The following is a 16029-nucleotide window of genomic DNA, read 5'->3' on the forward strand; positions in this document are numbered from 1 at the left end:
GCGTCTTGAGCGACCCCTTTAAACAAGCAGATGACAATAGAAAAGTCCTGACCGCTGACGAGACCGCCGAAGGCCGCCTGGACGCCTGGCTGACAGCACAGGTCGGCGAGGAGTTTTCTCGCAGCCGCATCAAGGCGCTGATCAAGGATGGCCAGGTTCTTTTGAAGGGCGCACCGGTTACCGATCCGCAACGAAAGGTGCGGGCCGGCGACAGCTACGAGATCACCTTGCCGGAGCCCGAAGATCCGGCGCCAAAGGGCGAGAATATCCCGCTCGATATCCTCTATGAGGATGAAGACGTGATCGTCATTTCCAAGCCGGCCGGCCTCGTCGTCCATCCCGGCCCCGGCAACTGGACAGGCACGCTCGTCAACGCGCTGATCCACCATTGCGGCGACACCCTCTCAGGCATCGGCGGCGTGCGGCGCCCCGGCATCGTTCACCGCCTCGACAAGGATACGACCGGCGTCATGGTTGTCGCCAAGAACGATATGGCACATCGCCATCTTTCGCTGCAGTTTGCCGATCACGGCCGCACCATGCCACTGGAACGCGCCTATCAGGCGATCGTCTGGGGGCGTCCGCGCTCGCTCTCGGGAACGATCGACGCGCCGCTCGGCCGTGCCACCGGCGATCGCACCCGCCGCGCCGTCAAGCGCCCCGAAAACGAGAGCGCCGACGAAGCGATCACCCATTACGAAGTGCTCGAGCGCTTCCATGAAAGCCCGGATGCGAGCGCGCTTGCCTCCCTCGTCGAATGCCACCTGGAAACCGGCCGCACGCACCAGATCCGCGTCCACATGGCACACATCGGCCATCCGTTGCTGGGCGATGCCGTCTACGGCGCCGGCTTCAGGACCAAGGCCAATCTTCTGCCCGACGAGGCCCGCAAGATCGTCAAAGAGTTCGACCGCCAGGCGCTGCATGCCTACATGCTGCAATTCGAGCATCCGCGCACAGGCAAGGTGATGCATTTCGAAGTAGCGCTGCCGGATGACATGGTGGAGCTCGCTGACGCCTTGCGCGGATGAGCGATAGTCGCTGTTACTTTTTGGAGCCGGCGCCCAGAACCCGATGCGTGGCGTTATCGAGGGCGTGGCTGGTGTCGCGCCCGTCCTGTGCAAGTCCCCTTGCAGTGTTGCCGCAGGATGTAAGAGCAGCGGAAAGCGAAAGCAGCAGTATGGCGGCAAAGGCTGGTCTGATCATCTGGTTCCCCTCATGAAAGCGCCCGGCGCAAGAGTGCCGACGCCACCGGAAAAATGCGGCAGCAGCCAATAAAATCAATGCCTCCGGCTCACTCTGGCCGAGCCCGGATAACGCCCTCGTGAACGCCGGGGCGACCTTGAATCCCTGTTTCGCCATACTTATCTGTACATAGACTTATTGCGGGCTTGGAGAGAGCCGCATGTCCCGGTTTGCCTTTAGCGCGAGGGCGCGTTCCATCGGGAACCGGAATCCATATAAGGAGGGTGCATCATGGCCCGAAATAACTTGCCGTCCATTACCGCCGGCGAAGCCGGTCTCAATCGTTACCTCGACGAAATCCGTAAATTTCCGATGCTGGAGCCGCAGGAAGAGTACATGCTCGCCAAGCGTTACTCAGAACACGGCGATCGCGATGCAGCACACAGGCTCGTCACCAGCCACCTTCGCCTTGTTGCGAAGATCGCCATGGGCTATCGCGGCTACGGCCTGCCGATCGGTGAAGTCGTGTCCGAAGGTAACGTCGGCCTCATGCAGGCCGTCAAGAAGTTCGATCCGGAACGTGGTTTCCGTCTTGCCACCTATGCAATGTGGTGGATCAAGGCCTCGATCCAGGAATATATCCTGCGCTCATGGTCTCTGGTGAAGATGGGTACGACAGCGAACCAGAAGCGTCTGTTCTTCAACCTGCGCCGCCTGAAGGGCCGTATCCAGGCCATCGATGACGGCGACCTGAAGCCGGAGCATGTGACCGAGATCGCGACAAAGCTGAACGTCTCCGAGGAAGAGGTCGTTTCGATGAACCGCCGCCTTTCTGGCGACGCATCGCTGAACGCTCCCATCAAGGCCTCCGAAGGTGATAGCGGCCAGTGGCAGGATTGGCTCGTGGACGACCACGACAGCCAGGAAGACGTGCTGATCGAGCAGGATGAGCTCGATACCCGTCGCCGCATGCTGTCGAAGGCCATGAGCGTGCTGAACGACCGCGAACGCCGCATCTTCGAGGCCCGCCGCCTCGCCGAAGATCCGGTGACGCTGGAAGACCTTTCGGCCGAGTTCGACATCAGCCGCGAGCGCGTCCGCCAGATCGAAGTCCGTGCCTTTGAAAAGGTGCAGGATGCGGTCCGCAAGGAAGCGCTGGAGCGTGCCAAGGCAGTGCGTGTGGTCGAAGCCACCGCATAAGCTGGTTCGTCATTCGAAATCAGAAAGGCGGGTCCTTGCGGCCCGCCTTTTATTTTGCGTGATTTCCGAGGTTCGGGGCGATTGGCCTTACTGGCTTGTCGAGAGGTCTCCGAGCGCCGTCCATTCCTTGATTGCCGTGTTGAACGCATCTCCGCCTGTGGCGCCCTTCTGCATGGTCAAAAGCGCACGGCGGCCGTTGCGATAGGTGATCGGAATGTCGATCCAGTCACGTGTGGCAAGCAGGTCCAGGTTGGCCTTGCGCGCATCCGGATAGTCATTCAGCGCGATCATGTGGAAATCGTCGGTGATCTTGGCCGGCACTGCGATCAACGGATCGCCGCGATCCTGCTCCGTACGCTTCATCGAGATGCGCTGAACGCTGTCGATGCTGCCGCCTTCGAAATTCGGGGGAACGGAGAAGACGATCTCGACAAGATGGCTTGCGGGCAGCGACGGGTCGGAATTGCGCTTGAAGGTCACGAGCGCCGAAAGATTGCGCTCCGGCACGGTGACGTTGCCCTGCACGGTCGCTTCCTGGCGGCCATCCTGTCCTGCTTCATGCTGCACGGTCCAGACGACCGAACCCTGGATCGCCGTCGGCGAACTTTCACCGATCCGCTCTTCATAGAGGAACATCTTTTCCGTAGCGCCGATCGGCGTGTTCTGCGCAGCAGGTGCAGCCGCAGGGCCATTCGGCGTCAGGTTTTCCGCAGGCGCAGCATCGGACTGGACGCTCGGCGAGCTGGTATCGGCTGCGGCGACGTTCTGCTCGGCAACCGACTTGCCTTCCGCCGTCGGCGTTCCCGGTACTGCTGCCGGACCGTTATCGACTTCGGTACCATCGGCGAGCAGCCGCTGGGTGAACTTGCTATTGGCAGCCGAACCGTCCAGCGAGGCAACCTCCTGGTTGGGTCGCGCCGGCGGTGTTGTAGCACTGTGATCTGGCGACTGGGTCGTGGCCGGCGCGCTGTTTTGCTGCGCCGGAGGTGTCGTCGCCGGCGTTGCCGTATCATCACGCGCCGCCTGTGACGGTGCGGAACTGACGAGACCATCGACCATTTCCATCACCGCCTGGCGGTTCATCCAGCCGGCATAGGCGCCGCCGCCAAGGATGCCCAGCGTCACAAGGATGGCCAGGATCGTGCCGATGCCGAAGCGGCGGCGCTTGGGCTCCATGCGGAAGCTCTTGCCCTGCAGCTTGGAAGCGACGATCTGGTCCAGATCCATCGGCGGATTGCTGTCATCGTCATCGGCGGCAGCATTGCGGCGGTCGTAACCACGCAGCGCACGCGCCTCGCGCCAGTCTTCGCTCGGCGTCGCGGCCGGTGCGGGAGCTGCAGAAGCGGAACCATTGCCGGCATGCACTTCCGCAAAGATATCGACGTCGTCGAAATGCGCGGAAGCTGGTGTCTTCTTGTCCGTGCCTGCCTCGATCGGCGGCAAGTCGTCGAAAGCGGCAGCTTCCCAGGAGAAGTTTTCCTTGGCTGCCGGCATGACGGCCGGCGAACCGCCATTTCCGAGCGTCGAGATTTCATCAAAAGCGCGTGCCGAAGCATCGGCGGGAACGGCAGGCGTGGTCTCGGCATAGGAATGGAGCTCTTCGCGCGCCCATTCGGTCTCGGCCTCCTGCGGCAAAGGCGCGGGCGTGTCGGCAGCCGGCTCGGACCACATGCGATCGAAATGTGCTGCTGCATCCACCGCAACAGGTTCTTCGCGCGCGTGCTCGATGAAGTCGCTGGTTTGCGCCTGCGATTGCGGCTCGAAATCGGCCATCGGCTCAACGAGCCGATTGGACGCACGATCTAGGCCACGCGGAGCCGGCTGTTGATCGTCCTCGCGCTGCAGCTCCTCTTCCACCTCATGGGTGGTTTCGGCCACCGGCTCGGCAGCAACCTCTTCAGGCCGGCCTTCCGCTGGATAATATTCCTCCGCCGGCTCATGCCGGCTCTCGGGCTCGGCATGAACCTCTGCCTGCTCCGGGGCACGCCATTCTTCTGCAGGCGCTTCTTCCTCATGAGGCGGATGCCATTCAGCATGCTCGGGCACCACCTCGTCGGCGGGAGCGGCCGCCTGAACGACCTCTTCCGGCTCGGCAGGCTGCTCACTGGCGGTATGTTCTACACCCTGCTGCTCATCGCTCTCGTAGACAGGTGTCTCGGCAACGGGAGCCGCCTCTGCGACAGGCTCATGCTCTGGCGCAGGCTCTTCGTGGATTTCGGGTTCCGGAGCGGCTGCAATCGGTTCGTCGATCGGCCCCGCTTCTGAATGTTCACCCTCGACTTCGCGGATTGCGGCCTCGAGCTTTTCAAGCTGGCGCTGCAGCATGGCTTCCGGCGGACGCGGCTTCATGTTCTCGAGCTGCCGCTGCACCGCGCCGCGCGCACGCTCGTAGACCTTCACCCGCATCTCGGGGGTATTTTCAGACAGGCCGTCGACCGCCCGCCGAATAACTGCAATAAAATCCGCCATCAGTACTTTCTCAAGAAGTCCGGCATACTCCCGAACGGTCGCCTTAAGTGACCCGCGACATTAATCCTCAAACGGATCGGTCACAAGTATGGTGTCGTCGCGCTCGGGGCTGGTGGAAAGAAGCGCGACCGGCGCACCGATAAGCTCTTCGACCTGGCGAACATACTTGATCGCCTGCGCCGGCAGATCCGCCCAGCTGCGAGCGCCGACCGTCGATTCCTTCCAGCCTTCCAGCGTGACGTAGATCGGCTCGACACGAGCCTGAGCCGCCTGGCTTGCCGGAAGATGGTCGATCTGCTCGCCGTCGAGCATGTAGCCGACGCATATCTTCAGTTCATCAAGGCCATCGAGCACGTCGAGCTTGGTGAGTGCGATGCCGCTGATGCCGTTGGTGGCGACCGACTGGCGCACGAGTGCAGCGTCGAACCAGCCGCAACGGCGCTTGCGGCCCGTCACCGTGCCGAATTCATGGCCCTTCTCGCCGAGGAACTGACCGATCTCGTCCGTCAGTTCGGTCGGGAACGGGCCTTCGCCGACGCGCGTCGTATAGGCCTTGGTGATGCCGAGGATATAGCCGAGCGAACCCGGACCCATGCCCGAACCGGCAGCGGCCTGACCGGCCACCGTGTTCGACGATGTCACGAAGGGATAGGTGCCGTGATCGATATCGAGCAGGCTGCCTTGCGCCCCTTCGAAGAGGATACGAGCGCCCTTGCGGCGCTCTTTGTCGAGGAACAGCCAGACCGTATCCCGGAAAGGCAGCACGCGGTCGGCGATCGAGGTCAGTTCGTCCATGATCGTCTGATGGCTGACCTCGGCAACGCCGAGACCGCGGCGAAGTGCGTTGTGGTGCGTCAGAATGCGGTCGACCTTGCCAGGCAGGGCTTCGAGATCCGCAAGATCCATAACGCGGATAGCGCGGCGGCCGACCTTGTCTTCATAGGCAGGGCCGATGCCGCGGCGGGTCGTGCCGATCTTGGTACCGCTGTTGGAGGCGGCATCTTCGCGATAGGCATCAAGCTCGCGGTGCAAGGAAAGGATGAGGGTGGCATTGTCGGCAATGCGCAGGTTCTCGGGCGTGACCTTCACCCCCTGCGCTTCCAGCCGGCCGATCTCGGCGATCAGCGCATGCGGATCGACGACGACACCATTGCCAATGACGGCCATCTTGCCGGGGCGCACGACGCCGGAGGGCAGCAGCGAGAGCTTGTAGCTCGTGCCGTCGATCACGAGCGTATGTCCGGCATTATGTCCGCCCTGATAGCGCACAACGATGTCAGCACGTTCCGAAAGCCAATCGACAATCTTGCCCTTGCCTTCGTCACCCCACTGCGAACCGACCACGACTACGTTCGTCATCAAACTCTTCCTGTTACCGGCGGAGAACCGCACACCTGCTCAAACCCGCGCATCTATAAAGCTTTGTTTTTGGGAAAGCGACCCTGTTATCACCGCAGATTCGGCTTTTTACGTGACAAATCAGCCGCCGGCAGGCTAAGCCCGCTCACAAAAGCCCGCCAGCGACGACAAAGACGGAAAGAGCACCCTTGCAAGCAACAGCCTATATCTGCCTCGTCATTGCAACTCTCTGCTGGGGCGGCAATGCGGTCGCGGGCAAGCTGGCGCTCGGCCACGTCAGCCCGATGATGCTGACCTTCCTGCGCTGGTTCCTGGCTGTCGTGCTGATCGCCGCCATTTCATTGCCGCAGTTGCGGAAGGACTGGCCGGTGGTGCGCAAGAACCTGCCTCTCCTCTTCTTCTACGGCGTGATCGGCTACACGACCTTCAATGCCATGCTCTATTCGGCCGTGCAGTACACGACGGCAATCAATGTCGCGATCGAGCAGGCCGGCATTCCCATGCTGATCTTCCTGCTGAATTTCGTCTTTTTCCGCACCGGCGTTTCGCTGGCACAGGTTGTTGGCTTCGGCATGACGCTTATCGGCGTGGCGCTGACGGCAGCACATGGCAATCTTGAAACTCTGCTGCAGCTTAGTCTGAACCGCGGCGATGGCTTGATGCTGATCGCCGTCGCCGCCTATGCCGTCTATACGATTTTCCTGAGATGGAAGCCTGTCGTTGACTGGCGCACACTGATGGCGGTCCCGGCTCTCGGCGCAGCGCTGACCGCATTGCCTCTCCTTTTGTGGGAGACTTCGCGCGGCACCGTCCAGTGGCCTGACGGTGAGGGCTGGGCGATCGCCGTCTACACGGCAATCTTCGCCTCGCTGCTCGCGCAGATACTTTATATCAGGGGTGTCGAGGAAATAGGCGCCAATCGCGCCGGCCTGTTCATCAATCTGGTCCCGGTTTTCGGCACGCTGCTCTCTGTCGCCCTGCTCGGCGAAACGCTGCAGCTTTTCCACATGATTGCGCTGGTACTGACACTCGGCGGCATCGCCATCGCCGAAAAGGGCCGCCCGAAAACGGCCGCGCCCACCGTACCGGCTTCGCCGGTCGACTAACCGAGCTCCAGCGTCGTCACACCATAGACATTCTTCAGCTGGATTCCCGGCGCCGGGCCGCGATACATGCGCGCGGTTTCCATGACGGGTTCGAGCCCTACGCTTTCGGCAAGCGCAATCGCCTCGGAATTGACGGCGGGTATATCGATATAGATCGACGCACCATGTGCCTGGGGAATGAGGCCTGCCAGAAGGGCGGCGGCGCTATCCGTATCATTGGCAAAAAGCGGACCGATCTTGTAGCCCTCGTAACAGCGGCGGATCGTGCCGTAACCGCGGATCTTGCCGCTCTTGCGCACGACGACCGAGCCGCGTCCCTTTCGCGCCGGGCACCAGGCGGCAAGGAAAGCCGCACGGGGCTGCGGGAAAATGCCGCTGTCGTAGCGTAGCAGGCCTTCGAGCCGTGCATCCGGTACCGGCTGCGCGACGAGTGACGAATCCGGCACCGATGTCGGGACGCCGCCATAACGAATCGTGTTGTAGGCGACCTCGAAACCGGCCTTGCGATAGGCTGCCTGCTGGGCCGCAACGCCATCGAGGCCAATCGTACGGTCTTCGGCCGAAGCGATGCCGGCGTTCCAGATCGCCTTGCCGAAGCCCCGGCCGCGGAAATCGGGATGCACGATGTAGAGACCGAGGAAGGCGAAATTGTCGCCATATTTGACGACCGAGATGGAGCCGACCGGCACCTCACCGATGGCGCCCACGAAAAATCCGGAGGGATCAGCCTCGTGGAATGCGATCGCATCGTCGAGGCCGGGATTCCAGCCCTCCTGACGTGCCCATTCCAGCGCAAGCTCCAGTTCGCCGGGCCGCATGGAACGAACGGCAAATTCCGAATTCATGCAACCTTCCCAGATTGAAACCCGCAAGTCCATTCAGTCATGCGCCAAGCAACCGTCAAGTCGATTGTCCCTGCGCTCAGACCGGTCATGATGAACTCACGTTCACGGCTTGAACGATGCGTGTCGTCGTTTTGAAATGCAATGCAAAAGAACTTCGATCTCGCCTTACCATGAAACAATGTAATTGCAATCTCAAGAAAATTACTACACCCGCAGGATCCTTCCGGCGGGTGCAGACCAAATGACGCCAGGATCCGGTTTTCAGGCCTTAGCGCAGAAACGGACCCAGCGCTTCGGCAGTGCCGATGGTCTGGGCAGCGTGGCTGAGAACGCTGTCGAAAACGAAGCCGACGACGATGGTCAGCTGCTGCGAATAGGCCTTGAGCTGATAGCCCTCGCCTTCGACCTGTGCCGGCGCGCTGAGGGCAAAAGGCATGTTCGGGCGGACGAAACCGGCACTCGTCGTCAACGGCTCCTCCGGCAGGTGGCCGATGGCTGAAGTGTACATCAGATCACGGCCGAAACCGCCCGGGCCAAAGGCGAAAGCCGGCTGGCCTGCAGCCGATATCGTGATTGCGAGCGTTGCGGCAAGAAGAAGTCTGCTCATCTCAAGTCCCCGTTTACAGCCGGCCGGCAATTTCTGCCTGGCCGCAGCGCCGGTCGCATCTGTCCATGCCCGGCCGCTTTCATGAGGGTCACTCTACATGCCAGTATTTGCAGGCTTTTTAAGCAGATCCGTACAATTTTATTGAAACGCGACTTTTTAGACTGCGCCTGTTCGGGCAGGAAACAATCTTTACCATACGCCTTGACGGTATCTTCGCATCCTTACTTTTAAGGTGCCTCAAAACGAAACAGGGGCAAAAACGATGCACGAAGTTCCAGTCAAATCCAGGATTATCCAGAACGTCTATTTCAGCCAGGAAGACGGGCGACTGCGCATCTGCTTTCGCAACGGCGAAGAGCGTCTCTTCGAAGGCGTGCCGGCCGCCGATGTGAGCACCATGGTGAAGGCGCCTTCGCCGGGCCAGTATTATATTGACCGGATCAGAACGCGGTATCGCCGTATCGCAGCCTGACAGGCTTCGATCGCTTCACCGGAGCGGCCTTAAATCGATTGTGTCACGCTCCGGTCGAGATCGATTGCCACATCAGCGCGAGCCTTATAAATGATGACTTCCATTGTCCGAGGTCTCGCGAACTGACGATGCCATCGTCCGATCAGAACATGAAACTGGCGCCGCAGCCGAAAAAGGGCCGCGCCGTCATGTGGCTGCTGATTGTTCTGTCCCTTTCCATTGTTGGCGCAACGGTGCTGCTGTCGAACGACATGCGGCACCTTAAATCGCTGGCCCACTATTTCGGCATAGAGCTTTTCCCGCCCGCGCCACCTCCGCCTCCCCCGCCACCCAAGGTCTTCCGCCGTGCGGAACCCGTCAGCATCAAGATCGCACCGCGCATGTTCGATCTGCCGCAGCCGGCACTTGCGAGTGTTTTCCTGCGCACCTGGCGGATTTCCGGCCCGGCCATGTGCGAAGCGCTGCGTTCGGCCGGTATCGAAACCAGCGAATGGAAGGAAACAGCCTTCAATTCCGACACGTTCGAATGCTCCCACGAACAGATTTTCAAGAAAGATAAGGATCACATCGTCAGCTCGCTTTTTCTTGTCGTTCGGGGCAACGGCAATGGCGCGATATCGAGCATGCGCGTGAAACTGGTTGGCCCGGCGACCAACAGCGACGGACAGCTCGATGCCGGAACCATGCGCATCTTCGAAACCATGCTGACGCAGCCGGCCTGGCTCGATTTTCATGATACGCTCGCGGCAATCCGCAATCTCAAGGATGTGAAGGAGGAAGGCTTCGGCGCGCTCATCAACTTCACCCAGGAATTTTCGCGGCCGGGCGCCTTCAACTTCACGCTCCTGCTTCAGGAGACCTCCCCCCAACAGCGCCGCACGAAGGATTACTTCTCCCCCAAGACCTGGCTGCCCGCGCCCGATCCTTCCTGGCAGGTGCCGGAACTCATTTTCTGGCGACGCGCGTAATCACCTTACGCTGGCAACGAGGTGCGACCGGGGCGTGTCATTGAGCAGACCGGCGAGATCCTGGCCGTCCCGTCGGCAACTCACCATGAACAGTTTCGGCGCCAGCGCCTTGCGGCTGCATTCGATGAAGCTGCGGCGCAAGGCAGTCCGCAGCAGGCCTGCCGCGTTCTGGCCGCAGGCAAGGCGTCGACCCTGCAGATCTGCACAAAGCGCCCGCGAAGCGACCCGCGTGACGCCGGCAATGACGAAAGTATCGCCCTTCAAGGAGAAGGTTGCATTGTCGATGACCTTCAGCGACTGACCGGCAGAAAACTTGAATGGATAGCGATCGGGCTCGCGTTCATAGGGCTGATGGCTCGGGTCGATATGAACCGGCACGGAAGTCCAGATTGCTCCACTTTCCGCATCCATCCGCGGCGTCGCATCGACAGGAGAAGCAACCAGATGGGAGGAGAAAGCCATTGCGCCGACAACGGCCGCGAGCACACTGCAGACACGGCCGAAAAGAATGAGCAGCTCTGCAATCACCCGCAACGAAGTCACCATGGTTGAAGCTGGATAGAACGTTTTTGAACGCGCGTTGGCGGATGATTGTTCCGTTGTGGGGCGTGCTTCATTTTCATAGCGATCGCGCCCTAATTTGGCGCGTCAAACTTCAGACGCATTTAACTCAAAATAGGTGCGGCTCAGCTCTTTCGATCCTTGACTTGAATCGACCAGAGATTAGCTTTGACGCTGTCTTGAACCGCTCGTCGGATCCAGCAGCCACCTCTCTCGCGCGAAATACATCGGGGAGTACCGCATGGAAACTAGACTGCAGTCCAAACTCATTGAGGCAATCGATTACAAGCGCGAGACTCGACACCTCACGCTCTACCTGACCAACGGCCAACGCCGCCATTACGAAGATGTCCCCGAAGGCATCGTCGTCGGACTGACAGCAGCAGCTTCTCCTGGCGACTTCTACATGAGCCAGATCCGGGGCCGCTTCCGCACCACCTGAAAAATACGGCACGCACCCAAGGCGTGCCGTGTCGGCGTCCCCGGAAGCAAACTGAAGAGCCCGCCAACCGGACCGTTCGAACCGAAACCGGCTTATCTTGCATTCATCGACTGGGTTTCAGAGCCCGATTTCAGCGGGCCACGCTTCGCGATTTGCCGTCATGGCCGGTTGACGCAAGAAGGCGCCCCGTATCGGCGGCGCTGGCAGGGTAGCCGAGCGCAAAACCCTGCAAACTGTCGCAGCCGAGCCATGACAGCGTTACGGCATGGGCCTCGGTCTCCACGCCTTCGGCAATCACTTCCACATCGAGAGCCTTGGCGATCTCGACGATCGATCCGATCACCCGCCTCTGCTCGGCCGATTCCACCACATCGGTCACGAGCTGGCGGTCGATCTTCAGCCGCTTCGGCTTCAGCCGCACGAGACCGATGAGCGAGGCATGGCCGGAGCCGAAGTCATCGATCTCGATGTCGATGCCCATCTCCTTGATGAGATCGATATTGGCGAGGAATTTCTCATCGCAATCGTCAAGGAAGATCGTCTCCACCAGTTCGAAGACAATGGCGCCGGGCGGAATGGCCAGCCGGCGCAGCTTCTCCAGCAGGGCAGGATCGGCAAGACGTCCGGGTGAGATGTTCACCGCGATGCGCGGCACATGGTAGCCCATGGCTTGCCAGGTGGCGCGATCTTCAAGCGCACGCTGCAGGACCGCGGCATCGATGTCGGCCGAAAGCCCGTACTCGTCCGCAATGCGCAGGAAGACGCCCGGCGCAAGCACCCCCTTTTCCGGATGATCCCAGCGTGCCAGCGCTTCCAGCCCGGTGATCTCGCGGGTGCGCGCATCGAGCTGAACCTGGTAGTAAGGAATGACCTCTCCCTTTTCCAGGGCTTGGGCAAGACCCTCAGCAAGGCGGCGCTTGCCGCGCAGGTCGTCCTGAAGCTGCCGGCTGAAGAATTCGATGCGATTGCGGCCGAGCTTTTTTGCCTGGTAGAGCGCCAGATCGGACTCGGCGAGCAAGTTGCGCGCCCGCCTGTCGCTGCTCCACGACACGCCGATCGATGCACCGGACTGCAGCATTTCCTTCCCGAAGCGAATTTTCTTCCGCAACCGCCGCTGCACATCCTCGACTATCGCCGTGAGCTCCTCTAGCCCGGCGAAATTCATCAGGACAATAACGAATTCGTCTCCACCGACACGTGCGGCCATACCATTGGCGGGAATGGCGGCAGCAATTCTGAGTGATGCCGATCGCAACACTGCGTCACCCGCCGTGTGGCCGTGGCTGTCATTGATCTGTTTGAACTGGTCGAGATCGAGATGCAGGACGGCGAGCGTGGATATGCTCTTGTCACCGGGCAATTCGGCAAGTCGCTTGTCCAGCAGCCGTCGGTTCGGCATTCCCGTCAGGTAGTCATGATCGGCGACGTGCTCGATGCGGGCATTGCTTTCCTCGAGCGCCAGCGCTCGCGCTTCGGCCACCATCTTCTGCTTGCCGAGTTCGGCATTGAGCAGAACGTCGGCCGTTACGTCCCATTCGGCACCGATGAAGGATGGCATGCCTTCCTCATCGACGTAGAAATGTGCACGCGATCTGATGTGCCTGATCTCGCCACTCGGCAGAATGATACGAAACTGAGAATTGTAGGCACCGCGAGTAGCAATCGCTTTTTCGAAATCCCGCTCGGCCCGTTCCCTGTCGTCAGGATGTATGGCGTTCGCCCAGATAAGGGTCGGCACTTCTCGGACTGTCTGACCGGTGCCGTAGAGACGATGCATCTGTGCATCCCAGAGAATAGCATCCTCGTTGATGCTGTGTTCCCACACACCAATTTGCGAAGCATCAAGCGCCAGCTCCAGTCGCCGAAGAAGATCCTGGAACTCTCGCTCTGATCGCGTTGGTTTATTCTCGGGCAATTGGTTTCAGCCTTCGAAGCCTGCAAAAACTTATAATATAGTCCCAAGCCCCCATTAATGAAGCCTTTTCGTAAGTACCGAACTAGTTACTAGGTGAACTGTTCGTTACGACTGCCTTCTTTTCGACCAATATTGTTTTGCCCGGAACCCCCGCTCAATCAGTGATTGTGCCGCGGTGGATTCTTGGCAATCTGCCGGAAGTCAGCCGCGCCTTCGATGACCGCACCATCAGAAAGTTGCGTCACCGTATTGCGGTAAATGCGCTGCCATGGCGTGGCATCAGCCGGCACCGGCGGAATTCCATCGCCCTTGCGCCGCTCGATTTCAGCCTCGTCGACCAGCATATCGCAACGCCCCTGATTGAAATCGATGCGAATGATGTCGCCGGTCCTCAGCCATGCAAGCCCGCCACCCGCCGCACTCTCCGGCGAGGCATTGAGGATCGAAGGGCTGTCCGAAGTGCCGGACTGGCGCCCGTCGCCGATCGTCGGCAAGCTCTTGATGCCGCGTTTGAGGATATGATCCGGCGGCTGCATATTGACCACCTCGGCAGAACCCGGCCAGCCGAGCGGACCGGCGCCGCGGATGGCGAGGATCGTGTTCTCGTCGATGCCGAGTTCCGGATCGTTGATGCGCTTGTGATAGTCCTCAGAACCGTCGAAGACGACCGCCTTGCCTTCGAACACGCCTTCGCGGCCGGGCTCCTGCAGGTAACGCTTGCGGAAATCCTCTGACACCACGCTCATCTTCATGATGGCGAAATCGAAGAGATTGCCCTTGAGTACGAGGAAACCCGCACGCTCCTTCAGAGGCTCGTCGTAGGACTTGATGACGTCGCGATCGCGCGATTCACGGCCCTTAAGGTTCTCCGCCATGGTCTTGCCGGTGACCGTGCGACAGTCGCCGTCGAGCTTGCCGGCCTGCAGCAATTCCCACATGACGGCAGGCGTGCCGCCGGCACGGTGGAATTTCTCGCCGAGATAGGCGCCCGCAGGCTGCACATTCGCCAATAGCGGAATGTCGAACCCATGCACCTGCCAATCCTCGGGATACAGCTCCACACCTGCATGCTTTGCCATGGCGGCAAGATGCGGCTGGGCGTTCGTCGAGCCGCCGATTGCCGAATTGGTCTTGATGGCGTTGAGGAAGGCTTCGCGTGTCAGGATATCCGACGGCTTCAGGTCTTCGAACACGATCTCGACGGCACGGCGGCCAGTGCGATAAGCCATCTGGCCGCGCTCGCGATAGGCAGCCGGAATATTGCCGCAGCCTGTCAGCGACAGGCCAAGCGCCTCGGCCAGCGCATTCATGGTCGAGGCCGTGCCCATCGTGTTGCAATGCCCGACGGAGGGGGCCGAATCGAGCGCCGTCTGCAGGAATTCCTCTTCGTCGATCTCGCCTGCTGCGAGCTTGCGGCGCGACTGCCAGATGGCCATGCCCGAGCCTGCGAGTTTTCCTTCGTGCCAGCCGTCGAGCATCGGTCCGCCCGACAGAACGATCGCCGGAATATCGACCGTTGAAGCCGCCATGATCGCAGAAGGCGTGGTCTTGTCACAGCCTGTCGTCAGCACGACGCCGTCGAGCGGATAGCCGTAAAGAATTTCGACAAGGCCGAGATAGGCGAGATTGCGATCAAGTGCTGCCGTCGGCCGCTTGCAGTTCTCGAAGATCGGGTGTGTCGGAAACTCGATCGGAATGCCGCCTGCATCGCGGATGCCATCGCGCACGCGCTTTGCCAGCTCGATATGGACGCGATTGCACGGTGTCAGATCGCTGCCGCTCTGGGCAATGCCGATGATCGGCTTGCCGGACCGCAGCTCTTCCGGCGTCACCCCGTAATTCATGAAGCGCTCCAGATAGAGCGCCGTCATGTCGATATGATCGGGATTATCGAACCAGTCCTGTGAACGCAGGCGGCGCTTTTCGGTCTTTCTGTCTGTCATTTCTTTCCTCCCCGTGAGGCATTCCTGTCTTCGAGATGGAGCAGCAAGGCGCTGTGATCCATCTCGCCGTTGCCTTTGGCAACAAATTCGGTGAACTCGGCGTGAACCGCTTCCGTCAACGGCAATGTCAGAGACAACGCTTTTGCCCTCGCCATGACGGCATCGAGGTCCTTCAACTGGTTGGCGGAAGAGCCTCCTGGTGCGAACTGCCGGTCAATCATACGTTTGCCGTGGATGTCCAGAATGCGGCTGTCTGCAAAGCCTCCGCGCACGGCGTCCCGGAAAGCCGCCGGCGAACCTCCGCCCGCCTCGATCAGCATCATCGCCTCGGCAACGGCACCGATGGTCACGGCCACGATCTGCTGATTGGCGAGCTTGGCAAGCTGCCCGGCGCCAGCTGGCCCGACATGGGTGACGCGTCCCATCGGCGCGAAGATATCGGTGAGTTCGGCGATGACGGACGCATCCCCTCCCGCCATGATGGCAAGTGTTCCGGCCGAAGCGCCGACCACGCCGCCGGAGACCGGGGCGTCGATATGGCCGATCCCGCGTTCGGCCAGCTTCCCGGCATGCTCGCGTGCAAATGACGGGGCGATGGAACTCATGTCGATGATAACGGCGCCCGGTCGCATAACATCGACGGCGCCCATGTCGAACAACACCTGTCCGACAGCCTGGGCGTTGGTCAACATGCAGATGACGATGTTGGCTGTAGCAGCAGCCTGCGAGGGGGTGGACGCGATCACGGCGCCGTCGCCGGAGAGCGCCTCGGCCTTGGTACGATCACGGTTCCAGACGGTGACGGAAAAACCGGCGCCAAGCAGCCGCCGTACCATCGGCGCACCCATAAGCCCCGTACCGAGGAAAGCGATCTTCCGCTTTCCACTGTCTTCCGATGCGTGTGTCACCCAGCCTTCCCGAACTGTTGCCTGCCCTTGATACCCCCCTCACCTCAGC

General features: G+C 60.7%; 15 protein-coding genes. 6 read left to right on the forward strand and 9 right to left on the reverse strand.

Features of this window, described 5'->3' with window-relative positions; all coding sequences use genetic code 11:
* Positions 1-5: 5 nt before the first annotated feature.
* The gene (locus LVY75_27680; GenBank protein XAZ22558.1) at positions 6-1031 is read left to right on the forward strand and encodes an RluA family pseudouridine synthase; all 1026 of its coding nucleotides are present in this window, start codon (positions 6-8) and stop codon (positions 1029-1031) included.
* 13 nt (positions 1032-1044) lie between these two features.
* Here LVY75_27680 and LVY75_27685 read toward each other — a convergent pair whose 3' ends face one another.
* Positions 1045-1206 carry an entericidin gene (locus LVY75_27685; protein XAZ22559.1) on the reverse strand — a complete coding sequence of 54 codons (162 nt, stop codon included), beginning with the start codon at positions 1204-1206 and terminating at the stop codon, positions 1045-1047.
* A 270-nt stretch (positions 1207-1476) separates the two neighbouring features.
* Between LVY75_27685 and rpoH the strand changes: the two genes are divergently transcribed.
* Positions 1477-2385 carry an RNA polymerase sigma factor RpoH gene (rpoH, locus tag LVY75_27690; protein XAZ22560.1) on the forward strand — a complete coding sequence of 303 codons (909 nt, stop codon included), beginning with the start codon at positions 1477-1479 and terminating at the stop codon, positions 2383-2385.
* Between the two features lie 87 nt (positions 2386-2472).
* Here the strand turns inward: rpoH and LVY75_27695 are convergent, their stop codons facing one another.
* Together LVY75_27695 and LVY75_27700 are read right to left on the reverse strand one after the other, a co-directional pair.
* Positions 2473-4854, reverse strand: a complete 2382-nt coding sequence (locus tag LVY75_27695; GenBank protein ID XAZ22561.1) for a hypothetical protein — start codon at positions 4852-4854, stop codon at positions 2473-2475.
* Between the two features lie 60 nt (positions 4855-4914).
* Entirely contained in the window at positions 4915-6213 is a 1299-nt protein-coding gene (locus LVY75_27700; protein ID XAZ22562.1) for an adenylosuccinate synthase, read from the reverse strand.
* A 188-nt stretch (positions 6214-6401) separates the two neighbouring features.
* Between LVY75_27700 and LVY75_27705 the strand changes: the two genes are divergently transcribed.
* Positions 6402-7319: a DMT family transporter gene (locus LVY75_27705; GenBank protein ID XAZ22563.1), complete on the forward strand. Its 918-nt coding sequence runs from the start codon at positions 6402-6404 to the stop codon at positions 7317-7319.
* Here the strand turns inward: LVY75_27705 and LVY75_27710 are convergent.
* Together LVY75_27710 and LVY75_27715 are read right to left on the reverse strand one after the other, a co-directional pair.
* On the reverse strand, positions 7316-8164 hold the full coding sequence (locus LVY75_27710; GenBank protein ID XAZ22564.1) for a GNAT family N-acetyltransferase: 849 nt from the start codon (positions 8162-8164) through the stop codon (positions 7316-7318). The two genes, LVY75_27705 and LVY75_27710, sit on opposite strands and share 4 nt — an antisense overlap.
* 268 nt (positions 8165-8432) lie before the next feature.
* Positions 8433-8771, reverse strand: a complete 339-nt coding sequence (locus LVY75_27715) for a hypothetical protein (protein ID XAZ22565.1) — start codon at positions 8769-8771, stop codon at positions 8433-8435.
* Positions 8772-9033: 262 nt separating this feature from the next.
* On the opposite strand from LVY75_27715, the gene LVY75_27720 reads away from it, so the two are divergent.
* Positions 9034-9243, forward strand: coding sequence for a KTSC domain-containing protein (locus tag LVY75_27720; protein XAZ22566.1), 210 nt, complete (start codon positions 9034-9036; stop codon positions 9241-9243).
* A 128-nt stretch (positions 9244-9371) separates the two neighbouring features.
* Positions 9372-10211 (forward strand): DUF6030 family protein, encoded by an 840-nt coding sequence (locus LVY75_27725; protein ID XAZ22567.1) that lies wholly within the window; start codon positions 9372-9374, stop codon positions 10209-10211.
* Here LVY75_27725 and LVY75_27730 read toward each other — a convergent pair whose 3' ends face one another.
* A complete protein-coding gene (locus LVY75_27730) occupies positions 10212-10745 on the reverse strand; it encodes a hypothetical protein (GenBank protein XAZ22568.1) in 534 nt (177 codons plus the stop codon). It abuts the gene before it with no gap.
* Between the two features lie 268 nt (positions 10746-11013).
* On the opposite strand from LVY75_27730, the gene LVY75_27735 reads away from it, so the two are divergent.
* Positions 11014-11214 (forward strand): KTSC domain-containing protein, encoded by a 201-nt coding sequence (locus LVY75_27735; protein XAZ22569.1) that lies wholly within the window; start codon positions 11014-11016, stop codon positions 11212-11214.
* A 130-nt stretch (positions 11215-11344) separates the two neighbouring features.
* Here LVY75_27735 and LVY75_27740 read toward each other — a convergent pair whose 3' ends face one another.
* The 3 genes from LVY75_27740 to LVY75_27750 all read right to left on the reverse strand — a co-directional run bounded on the left by LVY75_27740 (position 11345) and on the right by LVY75_27750 (position 15980).
* Positions 11345-12991 (reverse strand): EAL domain-containing protein, encoded by a 1647-nt coding sequence (locus tag LVY75_27740; GenBank protein ID XAZ22570.1) that lies wholly within the window; start codon positions 12989-12991, stop codon positions 11345-11347.
* Between the two features lie 296 nt (positions 12992-13287).
* A complete protein-coding gene (locus LVY75_27745; protein XAZ22571.1) occupies positions 13288-15072 on the reverse strand; it encodes a dihydroxy-acid dehydratase family protein in 1785 nt (594 codons plus the stop codon).
* A complete protein-coding gene (locus tag LVY75_27750; protein XAZ22572.1) occupies positions 15069-15980 on the reverse strand; it encodes an NAD(P)-dependent oxidoreductase in 912 nt (303 codons plus the stop codon). The genes LVY75_27745 and LVY75_27750 overlap by 4 nt, the downstream gene beginning before the upstream one ends.
* Positions 15981-16029: the final 49 nt, after the last annotated feature.

It is taken from the genome of Sinorhizobium sp. B11 (assembly GCA_039725955.1).
GTDB lineage: Bacteria > Pseudomonadota > Alphaproteobacteria > Rhizobiales > Rhizobiaceae > Rhizobium.